This window comes from Rossellomorea marisflavi, from assembly GCF_001274775.1.
Lineage (GTDB): Bacteria > Bacillota > Bacilli > Bacillales > Bacillaceae_B > Rossellomorea > Rossellomorea marisflavi.
The window spans coordinates 976,670-992,934 of record NZ_LGUE01000001.1 but is presented as its reverse complement, the minus strand read 5'-3'; the positions used below and the strand labels follow the sequence as shown (position 1 = coordinate 992,934).

Here is a 16,265-nt window from a genome sequence, read left to right as displayed (position 1 = left end):
TTCCTCTGGTTGGTTCATTAGGACCACGATTAAGGAGGAATCAAACACCCATGATAAAAGCGATCATTTCCACATTTACCCTCGCTTCTATTTTCTCCATCGGACTTGCAGAAGTATCGGCCAAAGGGAATTCCAAGGAGTTAGCACTGGCTGATATCCAACATATAGATCAGGATAACTACTTCACAGATCTCGCTGAACGCCATGAGGATTCCGTTGATGAAGTAAAGGACCGAAAATCTCTCATAAAAGAAGGCGTCCGGAACGAACCGCAGATCAAAAAGGAAAAAAAGTCTGCCTCAAAGCCGAAAGCCGAAACAAAAAAAGAGAATATAGGAAAGACGGTAACCGTAAAAGCGACTGCCTACACCGCGCATTGTGAAGGGTGCATCGGGATCACCAAAACAGGAGTTGACTTGTTGGCAAACCCGGATGAAAGGGTAATCGCCGTCGATCCCTCAGTCATTCCTTTGGGCTCAAAGGTTTATATAGAAGGCTATGGGTATGCTAAAGCTGAAGATACCGGAGGCGCTATCAAGGGAAACCGGATCGATATCTATATGCAACATGAAAAGGATGCACTGGCTTACGGAGTAAAAGAAGATATTGAAGTCAAGATAATCGAATGAACTGGGGAGGATGCCGATTCGGCATCCTCCTTTCTTATAGCGACAAAGGTGTTCAAGGGCGCTTCATGAAGGAATGATTTCAGTAAAATCACTCATACTAATAGTACAAACCTCGACATCATTCGCTTAATCGTGGTTTATGCATGTCGAAAAACGGGAATGGGTAAGAAGTATTACTCCTTGTGTCAAAAATCACAAAGGGATATCAGTTTCACTAGTTGATAAATAGCTTTCATTTGAAATTGTCAACGTCCTCTGTTAGTGTTACATGGGAGTTTTTCGTACATACCTACCACTTTAATCGAAAGGGAGAATTTTATGAAAAGAATTTCAAGCGTATTTTGGATCACCCTGGCAATCGTCTTAGTTGCCGTGGGCTTCGGGGCCATTGCTCCAGACACATTTAAAACGGCAACAGCCAATGTGCAATCATTTATAACTTCGAGTTTTGGATGGTACTATCTCATACTCGTCAGCGTCATCGTCATATTCTGTATTTTCCTCATCGTCAGTCCGATTGGGACCATTCGCCTTGGGAAGCCGGATGACCGTCCGGAATACTCAAGAAGTACATGGTTTGCCATGTTGTTCAGCGCCGGGATGGGGATCGGACTTGTGTTCTGGGGGGCAGCAGAGCCTCTTTCACACTACATGACACCTCCACTTGCCGAAGGGGGGACGGATCAAGCGATAAAAGAATCACTTCGCTACACCTTCTTCCACTGGGGGATCCACGCTTGGGGTATTTATGCCATCGTCGCACTTGCCCTCGCTTATTTCAACTTCAGGAAAGATGAACCTGCGTTGATTTCTTCCACTCTCCGGCCGATACTCGGGGATAAGGTAAAAGGGCCGATTGGTACCATCATCGACGTCTTGGCCGTATTTGCAACGGTTGTCGGTGTAGCTACCACGCTTGGTTTTGGAGCAGCACAGATCAATGGAGGATTATCTTATCTGTTCGGCATCCCGAACAATATCACCGTTCAAACCATCATTGTCGTTGTCGTTACGGTACTCTTCATGATTTCTGCCTGGTCAGGTTTGAGCAAAGGAATCAGATACCTATCCAATACAAATATGGTACTTGCCGTTGCATTACTCATCCTGGTCTTCATAATGGGGCCAACATTGCTTATCCTGAACCTCTTTACTGATACGCTTGGTTCCTATATGCAAAATATCGTATCCATGAGTTTCCGTATCGCTCCGCTGAATGCAGAGCACCGTGAATGGATCAATGGATGGACCATTTTCTACTGGGCATGGTGGATCTCCTGGTCACCATTCGTCGGAATCTTCATCGCAAGGGTATCAAAAGGAAGAACGATCCGGGAATTCCTTATCGGAGTGCTATTGCTACCATCCCTCGTCAGCTTCTTCTGGTTTGCCGTATTCGGAAGTTCTGCCATCGATGTCCAACAAGCCGTCAGCAACGATATCTCCAAACTGAATACGGAAGAGGTCCTGTTCGCTGTATTTAACGGAATGCCGGGTACAACGATCCTTGCCATCATCGCTATCGCTTTGATCGGGACATTCTTTATCACCTCTGCAGACTCTGCGACATTCGTACTTGGTATGCAGACCACTTATGGATCCAACAATCCGCCGAACTATGTGAAGCTAACATGGGGAATTGCACAATCCATCGTTGCGCTTATCCTATTGTATAGTGGGGGACTCGATGCACTTCAGAATGCATTGATCATTGCCGCTCTTCCTTTCTCCATTATCATCGCTCTGATGATGGCTTCCCTGTATAAATCCTTGAACAGGGAAAAGAAAGAGCTCGGATTGTATATCAAGCCAAAGCCTAGAAAACCGAAGGAACCTAAACCACATAAAGAAAAAAGGCGCAAGAAGCACGAAGACGCCGACGAGCCTAAAACTGAATCGTAACGTCCAGAGAGAGGGACATTCCTTAACGGGAATGTCCTTTTTCTGGTCATTTGACTCATTTTTTCTTCTTACAAGAGTCTTAACCCCTTGAAAATAAGGGTGAATGAAGGCAACGAGAAAAAAATACAAATATGATATTAACCTACAAGTTGTCCTCTACATACATTGATATCGTAGTAAGATACTTGGAGGTGACTGATGATGTACGGATACGGATACCCTGGTTATGGATATGGCTGCGGTGGCGGAGGCGGATACGCTGGAGGCTTTGCGTTAATCGTAGTATTGTTCATCCTATTAATTATCGTTGGAGCAGCATTTGTTTGCTAATGAGATAACATAAAAGGTGCCCGGTACCACCATTACAAAAAGATGACGGTGGTACCGGGTTTTCTTTTTTGATTGTCAGAAGTAGTCTTCTGTATTAAGATACAGTGAGGAGAACCGACAATCATTACATAAAGGATCAGTGATATGGCTAAACAAAAGAGAAAATCTAAAAAGAAGAGAAGAATTTCTATCCTTGTGATCCTGGCGATCCCATTACTCATTATTGGGCTTTATACCGTTCTCTACTATGAATATCCTTACAAGCTGTCTTCGATTGTTCAAACGGATGTACCTGAAGAGTACATGCCCATTTATAAAGCGGCCGAAAAAGAGTACGGTGTTCCTTGGTATCTTCTGGCTGCCCACCATAAAGTAGAGACGAGATTTTCGACTATGAGGACAATGATATCTCCGGTAGGTGCCGAGGGTCATATGCAGTTTATGCCGTGTACATGGGTAGGATGGTCACATCCGAGCTGCTCGGGACTTGGTGAAGGGGATATCCCTGAAGAGGATAAAGTAAATCCTGATGTGATTGCGAAGTATGGCGGTTATGGGGTCGATGCAAACGGTGACGGGAAAGCAGATCCGTTTGATATCGAAGATGCCATATTCAGTGCAGCGAATTTCCTCGCTCATAATGGAGCGGCCGATGGTGAAATTGAGAAGGCAGTATTAACCTATAATCAAAGTGACGAATATGTAGAAGACGTGATGTATTATGCAGATCTATTCCTTGAAAAAGAAGAAGAAGACGATAAGACTTCGATGTAAAAGGCCCTCTGGGCTTTTTTTCGTTCTGAGTATTGATTGATTGATTTGAATATGAAACGTCCGTCAAGAAAGGGGACCTTAATGAAGCATACAGAAATCATAAGCGAATGGCAGGATGCCCTTGATATGGAAATCCTTCAAATGAAAAAAAAGCAAAACGGGGGAATAAGGGTTGAGAATGGTCGATGCATTAAAAAAGAGGAAGGGAGCTGTGTTTATTGGTTTACCCTTCCTTATCCCCGTTCATTCCCAGAAGGCGGGTCCATTCAGGTGGAGTATCATCAGAAGAACCTCCAAGGGATCGTGATTTCATCGGAAGAAACGGAATGTATCATTGAAGTGGATGAATACCTGGGGGACATACTCAGTCACGCCCGTCTCATTTATGAACCCTGGGAGCTCCTGGAGAAGCTGTGGCAGCGCTTGGAAGAAGTCAAAGAACGCCATGGTAAATCTTCACGTGCACTCCGGACCATCCAGCCCTCCGGAGTGACGCATCACCCTCCGGGTAAGCATCTCCTGCATGAAGCGTACGTTAGAAGTAAATACAATGATGTGACATTTATATGGGGACCGCCCGGGACGGGAAAGACCTACACACTCGCACGGGTGGCCGCTTACCATTATACAGAAGGCAAAAAGATTCTCATCTTGTCACACAGCAATGCAGCCGTCGATGTATTAATAGAAGAAATGCATCATTTTTTAACAGAAAATGATCGCTGGAAGCCTGGTGAAGTCGTCCGGTACGGTCAAAACCGAAAATCCCTTTCTGCCGAAGCCCGTGACGTCAACTTGACCCAGCTTCTCGAACTCCAGGATCCCAAGCTGTCAGAGGAGCGTGGGAAGGTAGAAAAATACCGACTGAAGCTGAAGAAGAAACTGACAAAGAAATTTTCGAGTTATGACTCAGAACGCTTGAGCCGGCTTGAGCTGCATTACCAAAAAATCAAGGAAAAGCTGAAAAGGAGGGAGGGGACGGTACTCGAAGAAGCAAGCGTCGTCGGGACCACCCTATCCAAGGCAGCCATCGACTCTTTAATCTATGATAATGAGTATGATCTGGTCATCGTAGACGAATCCAGTATGGCCTATATACCACAGCTCGCATTCGCTGCCACTTTGGGAAAGCGGGTCATCATCTGTGGAGACTTCAAACAGCTCCCGCCGATTTCTACATCATTTCATCCCCTTGTGAAAAAGTGGCTGAATGAGGATATTTTTCACCGTTCGGGTGTAGCGAAGTTGATTGAAACAGGTGGACACCACCCCCAGCTACTTCTCCTGCCGGAACAGCGCAGGATGCACCCTAGTATCTCTTCATTTACCAATCGATACATCTATCATTCCCGGGTTTATGACCATCCTTCCGTAGCGGACGCCAGGGCTTCGATCGTCATGAAACGTCCGTTCATGGGAGATGGGGGTATCTTGCTAGACGTTCCCGAGATAGGTGAATGGGGATTGACTCATAAAGGATCTAGGTGGAATCCCCTATCAGGGATCATCTCGATTTCCCTTGCCCTTGAAGCCATTCAAGATGGGGTGTCTTCCCTCGGGATCGTTACACCTTATAGGGCGCAGGCACAGTGGATCAAGACCCTTATTGATGAAGGGATTTTGAGGGATTGGGAGGGTTCGGCTCTTCAACTATATGCCTCCACCGTTCACGGATTTCAAGGATCAGAGAACGATATGATGATTTTTGATGTAGTGGACGGACCGAATCATGAACGTCCTGGACGACTGTTGACAGGGAAATCGAGTGATCGTCTCGTGAATGTAGCCGTAACGAGAGCAAGGGGGAAATTCATCCTGATGGGAGATCACGGCTTCATGAAGAGAAAAGGAGGCAAGTCCATGCCCCTGCGACAGCTGATCGACCATTTGGAAACCACAGGGAGGAACACAGCGCTTAAAGAAATAGAACCGGTTTCTGCCAAACGCATCAAATGGTTTGGCCGTGAAGTGGAAAAGAAGCTAGTAAAGGACCTTGCTTCTTCAAAGAGCTCGATCCGCGTCTTTGTCAGGGATCAACAAAAAATCCCGACAAGCATTATGGCTCTCCTCCAGGCAGCCAGCCGTACAATTGAAGTCACGTTCGATGACCAAATTGGAGGGACCTCCCTGATCATTGATCAAAAGATCTTATGGATCAACCCGTTTCAACAAGGGGCGTTTCCAAACCATTTGCGACTCTTTTCAAAGGCCATATGTACCCGATATCTGGAATTGAACAGCGAGTGAAAAACGATCAGGACATGTAGTCCTGATCGTTTTTGCAATCAATGATATAGCGATCCTTAGTGAAGGATCCGGACTGTTTCTTGAAGATCATGATTTCGATGGAATGGTGTCCAACAGTGTATGAAATGGGATGGTGATCCAAAGAAAATGGAAAGGTCACCGACCGCTTGCATTTCCTATCCTTCAGGTTGAGGATAATATGGAGACGGTGACCCTCTTTCTTAATGATCACCGCCTCCGGTTGTATGTGTTCAGTATCGACTTCAAGGATAAAGGATGCCGTTGATTCGAAGAACTCCAAACGGAATTCCTTTTCATCAAGCTGCCCATTGACAGGATCGAGGAACCAGTCCTTCATGTCCTCTTCCCAGCTTTCAAGGCGAAAATCCTCTTTTTCCTTCCCCATGTGACTACGACCCCCACTGATCTCTTTCAGCACAGTATATTCGCGGCTTAAAGAAAAGGTGAGGAATCAGAGACAAGCCGGGCTTGGAAGCCCGGCCTGCTTGTTACATATCGTGATGCTGATTATGCTTTTGACGTGAATGGTTCCGATTCTTCACTTTGTGGGAACCACTCAATGGCTTGGGTTGGCCGGATTGTTCGGGAGCATTTTTCCTGATGTCTTTCGGTGTGTGTTTTTCCAATTTCATATGCCTCCTTGATCCGCATGTTTATCTGTGAATGAAAAGGGTAGTGTATTGGTGAGAATTCCCTTGCATCCATTGGTGTTTCTTTTCAGTGAACCGCTTTGCTTCTCCGTCAGCGGCTCAATGGACAGTTCTTCGTGATTTCACTGTCATGTACACCGGCGGCAATTGTGCCGCTAACATTCTGTTCGGTTATTCCCATTCCCATGAGAACACCTCCCATGTAATTAGAATGCCTCAATGGGCAAGCTTCTATTGAAGGGAAGAGCCACCATATTCATTTTTTCAGCATAATATTTTGAAGATGTTGACATGTTACGACACGACGCAGATCCTTGATTTGACAATGTTCTCACCGTTTATGAAGAGTGTTGGATGTTTTTGATAAGCAAAACTTATCAAAAACAATAACTTTATTGTTATTTACTTATGTAATCGCTTGTAATATGATAATTAGTGTGAGAAAAGTTTGACCATTTTTACAGCTTTTCTGCGTCAATGTACGCAAGCAGTCAGAGGGGGAACTAACTATGGCAAAGAATGATGTATTCAATGCACGCACTTCATTTGAGCTTGACGGTAAACGTTATCATTACTACCGTCTGAAAGCACTTGAAGAAGCAGGCGTGACAAAAATCAACCGCTTACCTTACAGCGTGAAAGTACTACTCGAATCCGTCCTGCGTCAATATGACGGACGTGTCATCAACCAAGAGCACATTGAAAACTTAGCGAACTGGGGATCTTCCGAAGTAAAGGATGCGGAAGTTCCATTCAAACCATCACGCGTCATCCTTCAAGATTTCACGGGTGTACCGGCTGTTGTCGATCTTGCATCCCTTCGTAAAGCCATGGCGGATATCGGTGGGGATCCACAGAAGATCAATCCAGAAATCCCGGTCGACCTCGTCATCGACCACTCGGTCCAAGTAGATCAATATGGCACGGCTACAGCACTTAAAGCCAATATGGATCTTGAATTCGAACGTAATACAGAGCGTTACCAGTTCCTGAGCTGGGCGCAAAAAGCATTTGAAAACTATCGTGCCGTTCCACCGGCAACCGGGATCGTCCATCAGGTTAACCTGGAGTACCTTGCTAGTGTTGTCCATGCCGTTGAAACAACGGAAGGCGACTTTGAAACGTATCCGGATACACTTGTAGGAACAGACTCCCATACGACCATGATCAACGGAATCGGCGTTCTTGGTTGGGGTGTAGGAGGAATCGAGGCAGAAGCAGGTATGCTTGGTCAACCTTCATACTTCCCGATCCCAGAAGTCATCGGTGTCAAATTCACAGGAGAACTTCCAAACGGTGCAACGGCAACAGACCTTGCCCTTAAAGTCACTCAGGTGCTCCGTCAAAAAGGTGTCGTAGGCAAATTTGTTGAGTTCTTCGGACCAGGAGTTGCAACACTTCCTCTTGCAGACCGTGCAACCATTGCCAATATGGCTCCGGAATACGGTGCGACATGCGGATTCTTCCCTGTAGATTCAGAATCACTTGACTATATGCGCCTGACTGGCCGTGACGAAGCTCATATATCCATGGTGGAAGAATACTTGAAGCAAAATGATATGTTCTTCACACCTGAAAAAGAAGAGCCTACTTACACTGATGTAGTGGAACTTGACTTATCTACTGTAAGTGCAAACCTTTCAGGACCGAAACGTCCACAGGATTTGATCCCTCTTTCTGATATGAAAGAAGCGTTCCATCAATCCGTAACGGCTAAAGAAGGTGTCCAAGGATTCGGTTTGGATCAAGCTGAATTCAACAAGACGGCAAAATATTCCACAGCTGAAGGCAAGGATGTCGAAATGCCGACAGGTGCCATCGGAATCGCTGCCATCACTTCTTGTACGAATACATCCAATCCATACGTCATGCTTGGAGCGGGACTAGTGGCCAAGAAAGCCGTTGAACTCGGTATGAACGTTCCAGATTACGTCAAGACTTCCCTGGCACCAGGTTCAAAGGTCGTAACTGGATACCTGAGAGACTCCGGATTGCTTTCTTATCTTGAGGAAATCGGATTCAACTTGGTCGGATATGGTTGTACGACTTGTATCGGTAACTCCGGTCCACTTCGCCCTGAAATCGAGAAGGCCGTATCGGATGCAGACTTATTGTTGACTTCCGTCCTATCCGGAAACCGTAACTTCGAAGGACGGATCCATCCTCTCGTAAAAGCAAACTATCTTGCTTCTCCTCCACTTGTTGTGGCTTATGCACTAGCAGGTACAGTGGATATTGACCTTGAAAAAGATTCACTCGGAAAAGATAAAGACGGAAACGATGTTTTCTTCAACGATATCTGGCCTTCACAGGATGAAGTCAAAGATGTCGTGAAATCGACCGTTACACCTGAGCTTTTCCGCAGGGAATATGAGCACGTCTTCACAGAGAATGAGCGTTGGAATGAAATTCAGACGAGCAATGAGCCTCTATACAGCTTCGATGATAATTCGACGTACATTCAGAATCCGTCATTCTTCACTGGCCTTGCTCCAACGCCTGAAGCCATCCAAGGACTTGATGGTCTTCGCGTTGTAGGGAAGTTTGGAGATTCTGTTACGACTGACCATATCTCGCCTGCAGGCGCAATCGGCAAAGATACACCTGCCGGAAAATACCTTCGTGCCAATGGTGTAGAGCCTCGTGATTTCAACTCTTACGGTTCACGTCGTGGGAACCATGAGGTCATGATGCGCGGAACATTTGCGAATATCCGTATCCGTAACCAGATCGCTCCTGGTACAGAAGGTGGATTCACAACCTACTGGCCTGAGGAAGAGATCATGCCGATCTATGATGCATGCATGAAGTATCAAGAAGATGGCACAGGTCTTGCGATCCTTGCCGGTAAAGATTATGGCATGGGTTCTTCACGTGACTGGGCAGCTAAAGGTACGAACCTCCTTGGCATCAAAACGGTCATCGCTGAAAGTTATGAGCGTATCCACCGTTCCAACCTTGTCATGATGGGTGTCCTTCCGCTTCAATTCAAGCAGGGCGAAAGTGCTGAAACCCTTGGATTGACAGGCAAGGAAGCCATCTCTGTAAATATCACCGATGGAGTCAAGCCTCGTGATATCCTTACAGTGACAGCAGTCAAAGAAGATGGTACGAAAGTAGAATTTGACGTACTCGCTCGATTTGATTCTGATGTGGAAGTGGATTACTACCGTCACGGCGGAATCCTGCAAATGGTCCTTCGCGGCAAGCTTCAATCATAATTTAGATGAAAGCCCCCGTCCTGTACGGGGGCTTTTTGTATGCTTTTTCCCTCATATAGTTGGACATGCCTGCATAACGTTAAAAAGAGGATGTCCATGGAGGGGATTAACATGAAATCATTTTTCGGTTTATTACTCATCGCCCTATTGGTTTACAGCCTATATGTTGAAAATCAATCCCGACCATCCGCTCTCTTGGCAGAACAACAGGGATTCGATCAATTGATCGATATTGAAGAAGGTGATCCGGGGGAGGTTCCGGTAGAGCATTATCCTGGTCCAAACGTAGGGGACAGGGCGCTTGACTTTACACTAAAAACCACAGCAGGCAAGACGGTTACCTTATCCGAATTACGCGGGAAAAAGGTGATCTTGAATTTTTGGGCCACCTGGTGCCCTCCTTGCAAGGATGAAATACCGATTTTTCAAGAGTTTCATGACAAGCAGAAAGAAGACGTGGCAATGCTGGCGGTTAACATTGATCCACAATACAATGTAAAGCAGTACGAGGACAATCTGGGAATCACATTTCCCGTCTTACTCGATGAAGATGATAAAATCAACTCTGCCTACGATATTCTTACCGTTCCCACAACATTCATTATTGATGAAAAAGGCGTGATCATTCACAAGAAGGTCGGAGCCTTCACTTCTCTGGAGGAGTTGGAGAAAGCAACGGACTGAACTTGCCTTATGAAGTTTAAACAGTCTGATAATTGGCTATACTGTTTATACAACTTCATTGATGATAAGGCGGTGTACCATGAGAAGACCAAGGAAAAGAAGCTTTACTGATTTAGTTAACGAAAATAAAAAGCAGCTGATGCTTGATCAGGATGCCATGAATGCCATTGAGGAACGAATCGATGCACGTTATGAGATCAAGCGTTCATTAGACAGAGCCGAGTAACCATCGGCTTTTTATTTTTGTCTTTTTCCTGCCAAAAATTTCGACTGTTTCGATCAAAAGGAATGGACAGACTAATGAGTAAGGAGGGGATTTTCATGAGTAATCCGAAGCGCAACAGCAAACAGTTTGTTCCTAACCATATCGGTACCCAGCAGAGGGCTGCCGGAGGCAATAAAGGAAAACAGATGCAAGATACATCAGGTAAACATGCACAAGTGATTCAAACAAAGGGTGAATAAAGCTCAAAAGGGGGAACTTGGTATGAATCATCGTCCAGACGATCGACGTGACAACGCACAGAAGCTTCAGAGTATGGTCCAGAATACGCTGGAGAACATTGATAAGGCTGAAGAATCCATGGCCTATACAGACAGTGAGGAACAGCTCGAGTCCATTCGTCAGAAGAATGAAAGACGGAAGGATAGCATCGAATCATTCCGTCAAGAAATCAAAGATGAATCGCAGTCATAATGCAAAGCCACCCGTCGTTACGGGTGGCTTTCTTGCTAAGCACCACAATTCATTCCTTTCCCATGTTATGTTAAAATGGGATGGACTTTAAAAAGAGGTGCTATTACTATGCAGATATCAGAAAAAACCATTGAAGTACGCTATGCAGAAACGGACCAAATGGGTGTCGTGTATCACGCCAATTATCTCGTGTGGATGGAACTCGGCAGAACGAAACTCATTGAAGACCTGGGCTTTCAATATGTAGAGATGGAACAACAGGGAATCCTGTCTCCTGTCATCGACTTGAACGTCGCTTACAAGACACCAGTCAGATACGGGGAAAAGGCATTGATCAAAACATGGATTGAAGAATATGATGGCATTCGTGTTACATACGGATACGAAATCTATAATGGCGATAATAAGCTCGCCCTGAGTGGTGAGTCAAGACATGCTTGCGTCAAAAAAGAATCCTTCCGTCCAGTGTCTATTCGGAAGACGTTCCCGGAATGGCATGAAGCATACGAGAAGGCGAAGAAAAAGGACTGATCGATATGGCCTTTGGCATCAACCGTTCAGAACTGAACCAATGGAAAGCTCGGGTGGAACAAGGAGAAATCGCCTTTTTGACACACTACTGGCTGGATCCCCGATTCCCAGATGCAAAAACCGTCACGAAGGCGGGTTGCTCCAATTTGAACGCACTCATAGAGTGGGGGATAGGGTATGGGCTGAAGCCTGAATGGATCGATCATCGTCATAGCGGCTATCCCCATTTTGACCTCCTTGGTGACAAACAACTGCAGGTCCTCCTGGCCGAAGGGCTAGAGGATCATATTGAACGGTTCCAAATGAAATAAGAAAAAGGCTGACCTTGACGGCCAGCCTTTTTCTTATGCTTTTTTATATTCGTAAGCAGGTTCTTGTCTTTTGGAATCAAACTCTACGAACAGGTCATGCCCGTCAAAAAACCATAGATCTCGTTCTTCAATGAAGAATGTCCGATCAGCCTTTTTCAACGTTTCCACTGCTTCAATCGGTTCTTCCTTGCTGACTCCGAGTGAGAAGCTATCATGCAAAGGACTGGATCCTCCGTATCGCACATAAAAGCGGACATACTCGCCTTCATCTACGAGCATTTCGTCTTTAAACCAGGCAAGTGCTTCATCTGATAGATGTATCTTCATCGACCGAGACTCCCTTCTTTATATGTATTCAACCTTCAGGTTCCCCCTTATTATAGCTTGAACAAAGGGAAACCACTAGTCATGAGCTCGTGTACGTCCTTCTTATTGAGCAATTCCCTCAAACATATGCGTGTTGATTTCTTTTGCAGAGTTTGAGATCAAGCCTTTTTTATGCGCCTCTGAAAGGGGGTGTAGACGATAGTTTGAATTCCCTTGTTCTGACACATACGTCGGTTCGAAGTCCACTGATGGATAGGAGAGGGTCACACGACCATCCTGAATCGTTTTATTCACCGTTATGACAGCCATGCCGCCTATATCCTTGTAATCCTCCTTTTGCCCTGAAAGGAAATTTCCCAATGAGTACACGATGACCGCTTCACGTCCATCTTCTGTCTTCACTTTCTCGATAGGTTGCAGTACATGAGGATGGTGACCCAAGATGATATCGACACCGCTATCTGTCATGAGTTTCCCCAGCCGCTTCTGTTCTTCATTTGGAAATCGTTCATATTCATTTCCCCAGTGAAGGCTCATTACGACCATATCCACGTCAAGTTCCCTTGCCCTTTTAACTTCATTGATCATGTTGTTTTCATCGATCAGATTGACGAGGTACTCTTTACCGGAAGGCACAGGGATGCCGTTTGTTCCGTATGTATACGATAAGAGAGCGAATTTGATACCATTGACATTGAACGTGCGGATCGTTGCCTGATCTTCCGGATTTTTAAACGTTCCCACATATGGCATGGACACCTTCTCATAATAATCGATGGCACTCAAGAGCCCTTTTTCACCACGGTCGATGGAGTGATTGTTTGCCGTTGTCACGACGTCCACACCAACGTCCTGGAGGGTATCGACGATTTCATGGGGGCTGTTGAAGGACGGATAGGTGGACAATCCGATCTTGGTGCCACCAGGCGCCGACTCCTGATTGGCAATAAGGAAGTCAGGGGAGTTGAGAATGTCCTTAACACCGGCAAACATGGGCGCAAAGTCGTATGAACCATCCTTTTCCGCATCTTCATACACACGGTCATGCAGAAGGATGTCCCCGATCCCAGCAATGGTGGCGCTTGTTTCAATGGACTTATCCTTCACTTGCAGCTGTTTGACTACATGCTTATCAGAAGTAATTGCATCTGATTTCGTGCTTGCATCATTAATCTGCATGCTCAAAAGACCACCGACTGCAATCAGTAATAGAAAGGCAATCGCGAGTCCGATCATTTTTTTATTCACATTCATCATCCTTTTTAACTAGTTGACTCCACCCTATTTTACACAAAAATGAAGCGAATAGGCGAAATTTTTTAAATTGATGCAGGATTCAGCATGTTAAAGTGGCGAAAAGCAAAAGAAAAAGCCCTGAAATGGGCTTTTAGGGAATGCATCAAATCCACGTGACTTTCGGTTCGGTCTTATTCTTGATACGGGCGATATTGCTTCGATGTCTGTAGATCACAAAAGCTGTGAGTACGCCAACGACGATGATGAGGGGAACATCCCAGATGATCAACGTATAGATGAAGGCGAACACACCTGCCATCATCGAGGAAAGTGACACATATTTGCTCAAGTAAAGACTGATGAAGAATACAACCAAAAGGATGGCAAACACCAATGGGGCATAACCAAGGAGGACGCCTGCGGAGGTGGCAACCGCTTTTCCTCCTCTGAACCCTGCAAAAATCGGGAACATATGACCCACGACGGCTACGACTCCCGCCAGGAGCTGATAATCATGTGTACTGGCAAAAAGCAAAGGGATGAGCGTTGCAGCCGTTCCTTTAAGGATATCCATGGCGGTCACGGTCATCCCGGCTTTCTTACCCAGCACCCTGAAGGTATTGGTTCCGCCAAGATTTCCGCTTCCGTGTTCGCGTATATCTATTCCGTAAAAGGATTTTCCAATCCATAGTCCTGAGGGGATGGAGCCCAGTAGGTAGGATAGCACGAGTATAAGGGCTAAGATCATATTCATTTCTCCTTTGATATAACTAATCCACTCTTATAGTAACATGTTTTACCTATTTGTTGGGGAAAAATACTGCAAAAATTAGTACCTGTTCTTAAAAGTAGATAGTGAGTGCCTTTCTATAACATATGATTCACAGTGTCACAGATATGTTAAAATGAATCGTTAGACTAGAAAATAGAAATGAAGGTGTCAACATGCAACTCGTTTTAGCCGCACTCCAGTGGATGGCATTCATGATCGCAGGATCCATTGCCGCTCCCATTGCGATTGCCGACCTATTCCAACTGTCTCCTGTCGAGACGGCTGGATTCATCCAGAGAACCATTTTCGTATTAGGTGCCGCAAGTCTGATTCAGGCGCTCATCGGGCATAAACTGCCGATCAATGAAGGACCAGCCGGTTTATGGTGGGGTGTGTTCACCATTTATGCGGGATTTGCCGGTACGTTGTACGATGCACACAGTCAAGTGTTGGGCGTACTTCAAGGGGGGATGATTGTAAGCGGAGTCATCTTTATTATCCTGTCCTTAACAGGTTTATTAAAAAAATTGACCACTCTATTCACTCCTACGATCACATTTATTTACCTCATGCTTCTGATCCTTCAGCTGAGCGGTTCGTTCATCAAGGGGATGTTCGGCATCCAGCATGAGGGGCAGCCGTTCAACTGGCTCGTCCTTCTCGGCAGCGCCCTTACGATCCTCATCGCTCTCTTCCTGCAGGGGCACAAGGTTCAATGGCTCCGTCGTTATTCGATCATCTTCGCCTTGATTGGCGGTTGGATCATCTTTGGGCTTTTAGGACTGACCAAGACCACGTCTGTTTCTAGCAGCTGGTTTTCCCTTCCGGAGGTGTTTGCTTTCGGAAAACCCGTCTTTGATTCGGGGATCATTGTGACGGCCATCTTTATCACCTTCCTGTTGACGACGAACATGATTGCTTCGATCCGGGTCATGGAAGAAGTGATGAAAAAGAGCGGAAAGGAGGTCCCGGTGCGCTACACGCAAAGTGGTATTGCTGCGGGTATCAATCAGCTTCTTGGTGGAGGTTTCTCCGCAATCGGCTCCGTCCCGATCTCAGGAGCTGCAGGATTTGTTGCTTCTACCAGACTTTTCTCTACGCTACCGTTCATACTCGGAAGCATCATCATCGTCGTCGCAAGCTTCGTACCGAAAGTGATGAATGTATTTGCCAGCCTCCCGGCACCAGTCGGGTACGCAGTCACCACCGTCATCTTCATCAAGATGGTCGGCCTCGCCCTGGACGAATATAGAAAGGTAAAAGAGGTGGAGCGTGTCCACTTTACAGCCGGAATCGCGTTGATCATCGGTGTAGGCGCCATGGGGGTACCGGCCAGTGCCTTTGAAGGCCTTCCAGTCATCGCTGCTTCAATCTTGAATAATGGTCTTATTCTTGGCACGATCGTAGCAATCATAACCGAACAGATCCTGATGAAAAAAAGCAGCTAATTGTTGAATCAAAAAGGAATCGGAGATTAGGGTGGAGAATTAAGGGAATAGTGATGTCTAAAGGAGGTTAACAACCATGGAGAATCCAAGTAGAGAAGAAATCGGTCGCATCTTGAAACGGTCGAAGCGGATAGCGGTCATCGGACTGAGTGATAATCCCGCCCGGACCTCCTATTCTGTTTCACAGGCGATGCAAGCAAGCGGCTATGATATCATACCTGTCAATCCCACGATCGAGTCCGCGCTTGGGGTGAAGGCTGTCAGCAGCTTGAAAGATATCGAAGGGCCCGTCGATATCGTCAATGTCTTCAGACGCTCCGAGTTTCTGCCTGATATTGCCCGCGAGTTTGATGAAATCGATTCACCTGTATTCTGGTCCCAGCTCGGTGTCATGAATGAAGAGGCCTATTCGTTCTTGAAAGAAAAAGGCTATACGGTCATCATGGATCGCTGCATCAAAGTGGAACATGCCCTAACAAGATAGG

Annotated in this window: 18 protein-coding genes and 1 pseudogene; 14 read left to right on the top strand and 5 right to left on the bottom strand. The window is 45.9% G+C overall.

The genetic code is table 11. From position 1 onward, the window contains the following. Positions 1-50: 50 nt before the first annotated feature. From AF331_RS22800 to AF331_RS05015, 5 genes and pseudogenes are all read left to right on the top strand, one after another. Positions 51-629 (top strand): 3D domain-containing protein, encoded by a 579-nt coding sequence (locus tag AF331_RS22800; protein WP_053427047.1) that lies wholly within the window; start codon positions 51-53, stop codon positions 627-629. 318 nt (positions 630-947) lie between these two features. Beyond that, a complete protein-coding gene (locus tag AF331_RS05025; protein WP_082346736.1) occupies positions 948-2,531 on the top strand; it encodes a glycine betaine uptake BCCT transporter in 1,584 nt (527 codons plus the stop codon). A 249-nt stretch (positions 2,532-2,780) separates the two neighbouring features. After that, positions 2,781-2,861 (top strand): annotated as a pseudogene (locus AF331_RS22855) (YjcZ family sporulation protein); the annotation flags it as partial. Between the two features lie 144 nt (positions 2,862-3,005). Beyond that, positions 3,006-3,635 carry a lytic transglycosylase domain-containing protein gene (locus AF331_RS05020; RefSeq protein ID WP_053427046.1) on the top strand — a complete coding sequence of 210 codons (630 nt, stop codon included), beginning with the start codon at positions 3,006-3,008 and terminating at the stop codon, positions 3,633-3,635. Between the two features lie 81 nt (positions 3,636-3,716). After that, complete coding sequence (locus tag AF331_RS05015) at positions 3,717-5,882, top strand: DEAD/DEAH box helicase (RefSeq protein ID WP_053427045.1); 2,166 nt, start codon at positions 3,717-3,719, stop codon at positions 5,880-5,882. A 7-nt stretch (positions 5,883-5,889) separates the two neighbouring features. On the opposite strand, the gene AF331_RS05010 is transcribed toward AF331_RS05015, so the two are convergent. Both AF331_RS05010 and AF331_RS21760 read right to left on the bottom strand, forming a co-directional pair. Then, positions 5,890-6,288, bottom strand: a complete 399-nt coding sequence (locus AF331_RS05010; RefSeq protein WP_053427044.1) for a hypothetical protein — start codon at positions 6,286-6,288, stop codon at positions 5,890-5,892. 103 nt (positions 6,289-6,391) lie between these two features. Next, positions 6,392-6,529 (bottom strand): small acid-soluble spore protein P, encoded by a 138-nt coding sequence (locus AF331_RS21760; protein ID WP_063191536.1) that lies wholly within the window; start codon positions 6,527-6,529, stop codon positions 6,392-6,394. Positions 6,530-7,062: 533 nt separating this feature from the next. Here AF331_RS21760 and acnA point away from each other — a divergent pair. The 7 genes from acnA to AF331_RS04980 all read left to right on the top strand — a co-directional run bounded on the left by acnA (position 7,063) and on the right by AF331_RS04980 (position 11,997). Further along, a complete protein-coding gene (gene acnA, locus AF331_RS05005; protein ID WP_053427043.1) occupies positions 7,063-9,774 on the top strand; it encodes an aconitate hydratase AcnA in 2,712 nt (903 codons plus the stop codon). Between the two features lie 111 nt (positions 9,775-9,885). Next, a complete protein-coding gene (locus tag AF331_RS05000; RefSeq protein ID WP_082346864.1) occupies positions 9,886-10,458 on the top strand; it encodes a peroxiredoxin family protein in 573 nt (190 codons plus the stop codon). Positions 10,459-10,537: 79 nt separating this feature from the next. Continuing rightward, positions 10,538-10,684, top strand: coding sequence for an FbpB family small basic protein (locus tag AF331_RS21755; RefSeq protein WP_079516113.1), 147 nt, complete (start codon positions 10,538-10,540; stop codon positions 10,682-10,684). A 95-nt stretch (positions 10,685-10,779) separates the two neighbouring features. After that, entirely contained in the window at positions 10,780-10,923 is a 144-nt protein-coding gene (locus tag AF331_RS04995; protein ID WP_053427041.1) for an acid-soluble spore protein N, read from the top strand. Between the two features lie 22 nt (positions 10,924-10,945). After that, a complete protein-coding gene (tlp, locus tag AF331_RS04990; protein ID WP_053427040.1) occupies positions 10,946-11,155 on the top strand; it encodes a small acid-soluble spore protein Tlp in 210 nt (69 codons plus the stop codon). Between the two features lie 108 nt (positions 11,156-11,263). Further along, positions 11,264-11,686, top strand: coding sequence for an acyl-CoA thioesterase (locus AF331_RS04985; protein WP_053427039.1), 423 nt, complete (start codon positions 11,264-11,266; stop codon positions 11,684-11,686). A gap of 5 nt (positions 11,687-11,691) precedes the next feature. Next, on the top strand, positions 11,692-11,997 hold the full coding sequence (locus AF331_RS04980; protein WP_053427038.1) for a hypothetical protein: 306 nt from the start codon (positions 11,692-11,694) through the stop codon (positions 11,995-11,997). Between the two features lie 33 nt (positions 11,998-12,030). Here AF331_RS04980 and AF331_RS04975 read toward each other — a convergent pair whose 3' ends face one another. The 3 genes from AF331_RS04975 to plsY all read right to left on the bottom strand — a co-directional run bounded on the left by AF331_RS04975 (position 12,031) and on the right by plsY (position 14,308). After that, positions 12,031-12,324 (bottom strand): HesB/YadR/YfhF family protein, encoded by a 294-nt coding sequence (locus AF331_RS04975; protein WP_053427037.1) that lies wholly within the window; start codon positions 12,322-12,324, stop codon positions 12,031-12,033. Positions 12,325-12,426: 102 nt separating this feature from the next. Continuing rightward, positions 12,427-13,578: a CapA family protein gene (locus tag AF331_RS04970; RefSeq protein ID WP_053427791.1), complete on the bottom strand. Its 1,152-nt coding sequence runs from the start codon at positions 13,576-13,578 to the stop codon at positions 12,427-12,429. A 145-nt stretch (positions 13,579-13,723) separates the two neighbouring features. Next, positions 13,724-14,308, bottom strand: coding sequence for a glycerol-3-phosphate 1-O-acyltransferase PlsY (plsY, locus tag AF331_RS04965; RefSeq protein WP_053427036.1), 585 nt, complete (start codon positions 14,306-14,308; stop codon positions 13,724-13,726). Between the two features lie 197 nt (positions 14,309-14,505). Between plsY and AF331_RS04960 the strand changes: the two genes are divergently transcribed. After that, positions 14,506-15,780: a purine/pyrimidine permease gene (locus AF331_RS04960; protein ID WP_053427035.1), complete on the top strand. Its 1,275-nt coding sequence runs from the start codon at positions 14,506-14,508 to the stop codon at positions 15,778-15,780. A gap of 76 nt (positions 15,781-15,856) precedes the next feature. Next, positions 15,857-16,264, top strand: coding sequence for a CoA-binding protein (locus tag AF331_RS04955; RefSeq protein ID WP_053427034.1), 408 nt, complete (start codon positions 15,857-15,859; stop codon positions 16,262-16,264). Position 16,265: the final 1 nt, after the last annotated feature.

What these genes read in the sequence shown, in the direction of transcription:
- AF331_RS22800 (WP_053427047.1), top strand. Translation starts at nt 51, where the DNA reads ATGATAAAAGCGATCATTTCCACATTTACCCTCGCTTCTATTTTCTCC.
- AF331_RS05025 (WP_082346736.1), top strand. Translation starts at nt 948, where the DNA reads ATGAAAAGAATTTCAAGCGTATTTTGGATCACCCTGGCAATCGTCTTA.
- AF331_RS05020 (WP_053427046.1), top strand. Translation starts at nt 3,006, where the DNA reads ATGGCTAAACAAAAGAGAAAATCTAAAAAGAAGAGAAGAATTTCTATC.
- AF331_RS05015 (WP_053427045.1), top strand. Translation starts at nt 3,717, where the DNA reads ATGAAGCATACAGAAATCATAAGCGAATGGCAGGATGCCCTTGATATG.
- AF331_RS05010 (WP_053427044.1), bottom strand. Translation starts at nt 6,288, where the DNA reads ATGGGGAAGGAAAAAGAGGATTTTCGCCTTGAAAGCTGGGAAGAGGAC.
- acnA (WP_053427043.1), top strand. Translation starts at nt 7,063, where the DNA reads ATGGCAAAGAATGATGTATTCAATGCACGCACTTCATTTGAGCTTGAC.
- AF331_RS05000 (WP_082346864.1), top strand. Translation starts at nt 9,886, where the DNA reads ATGAAATCATTTTTCGGTTTATTACTCATCGCCCTATTGGTTTACAGC.
- AF331_RS21755 (WP_079516113.1), top strand. Translation starts at nt 10,538, where the DNA reads ATGAGAAGACCAAGGAAAAGAAGCTTTACTGATTTAGTTAACGAAAAT.
- AF331_RS04995 (WP_053427041.1), top strand. Translation starts at nt 10,780, where the DNA reads ATGAGTAATCCGAAGCGCAACAGCAAACAGTTTGTTCCTAACCATATC.
- tlp (WP_053427040.1), top strand. Translation starts at nt 10,946, where the DNA reads ATGAATCATCGTCCAGACGATCGACGTGACAACGCACAGAAGCTTCAG.
- AF331_RS04985 (WP_053427039.1), top strand. Translation starts at nt 11,264, where the DNA reads ATGCAGATATCAGAAAAAACCATTGAAGTACGCTATGCAGAAACGGAC.
- AF331_RS04980 (WP_053427038.1), top strand. Translation starts at nt 11,692, where the DNA reads ATGGCCTTTGGCATCAACCGTTCAGAACTGAACCAATGGAAAGCTCGG.
- AF331_RS04975 (WP_053427037.1), bottom strand. Translation starts at nt 12,324, where the DNA reads ATGAAGATACATCTATCAGATGAAGCACTTGCCTGGTTTAAAGACGAA.
- AF331_RS04970 (WP_053427791.1), bottom strand. Translation starts at nt 13,578, where the DNA reads ATGAATGTGAATAAAAAAATGATCGGACTCGCGATTGCCTTTCTATTA.
- plsY (WP_053427036.1), bottom strand. Translation starts at nt 14,308, where the DNA reads ATGATCTTAGCCCTTATACTCGTGCTATCCTACCTACTGGGCTCCATC.
- AF331_RS04960 (WP_053427035.1), top strand. Translation starts at nt 14,506, where the DNA reads ATGCAACTCGTTTTAGCCGCACTCCAGTGGATGGCATTCATGATCGCA.
- AF331_RS04955 (WP_053427034.1), top strand. Translation starts at nt 15,857, where the DNA reads ATGGAGAATCCAAGTAGAGAAGAAATCGGTCGCATCTTGAAACGGTCG.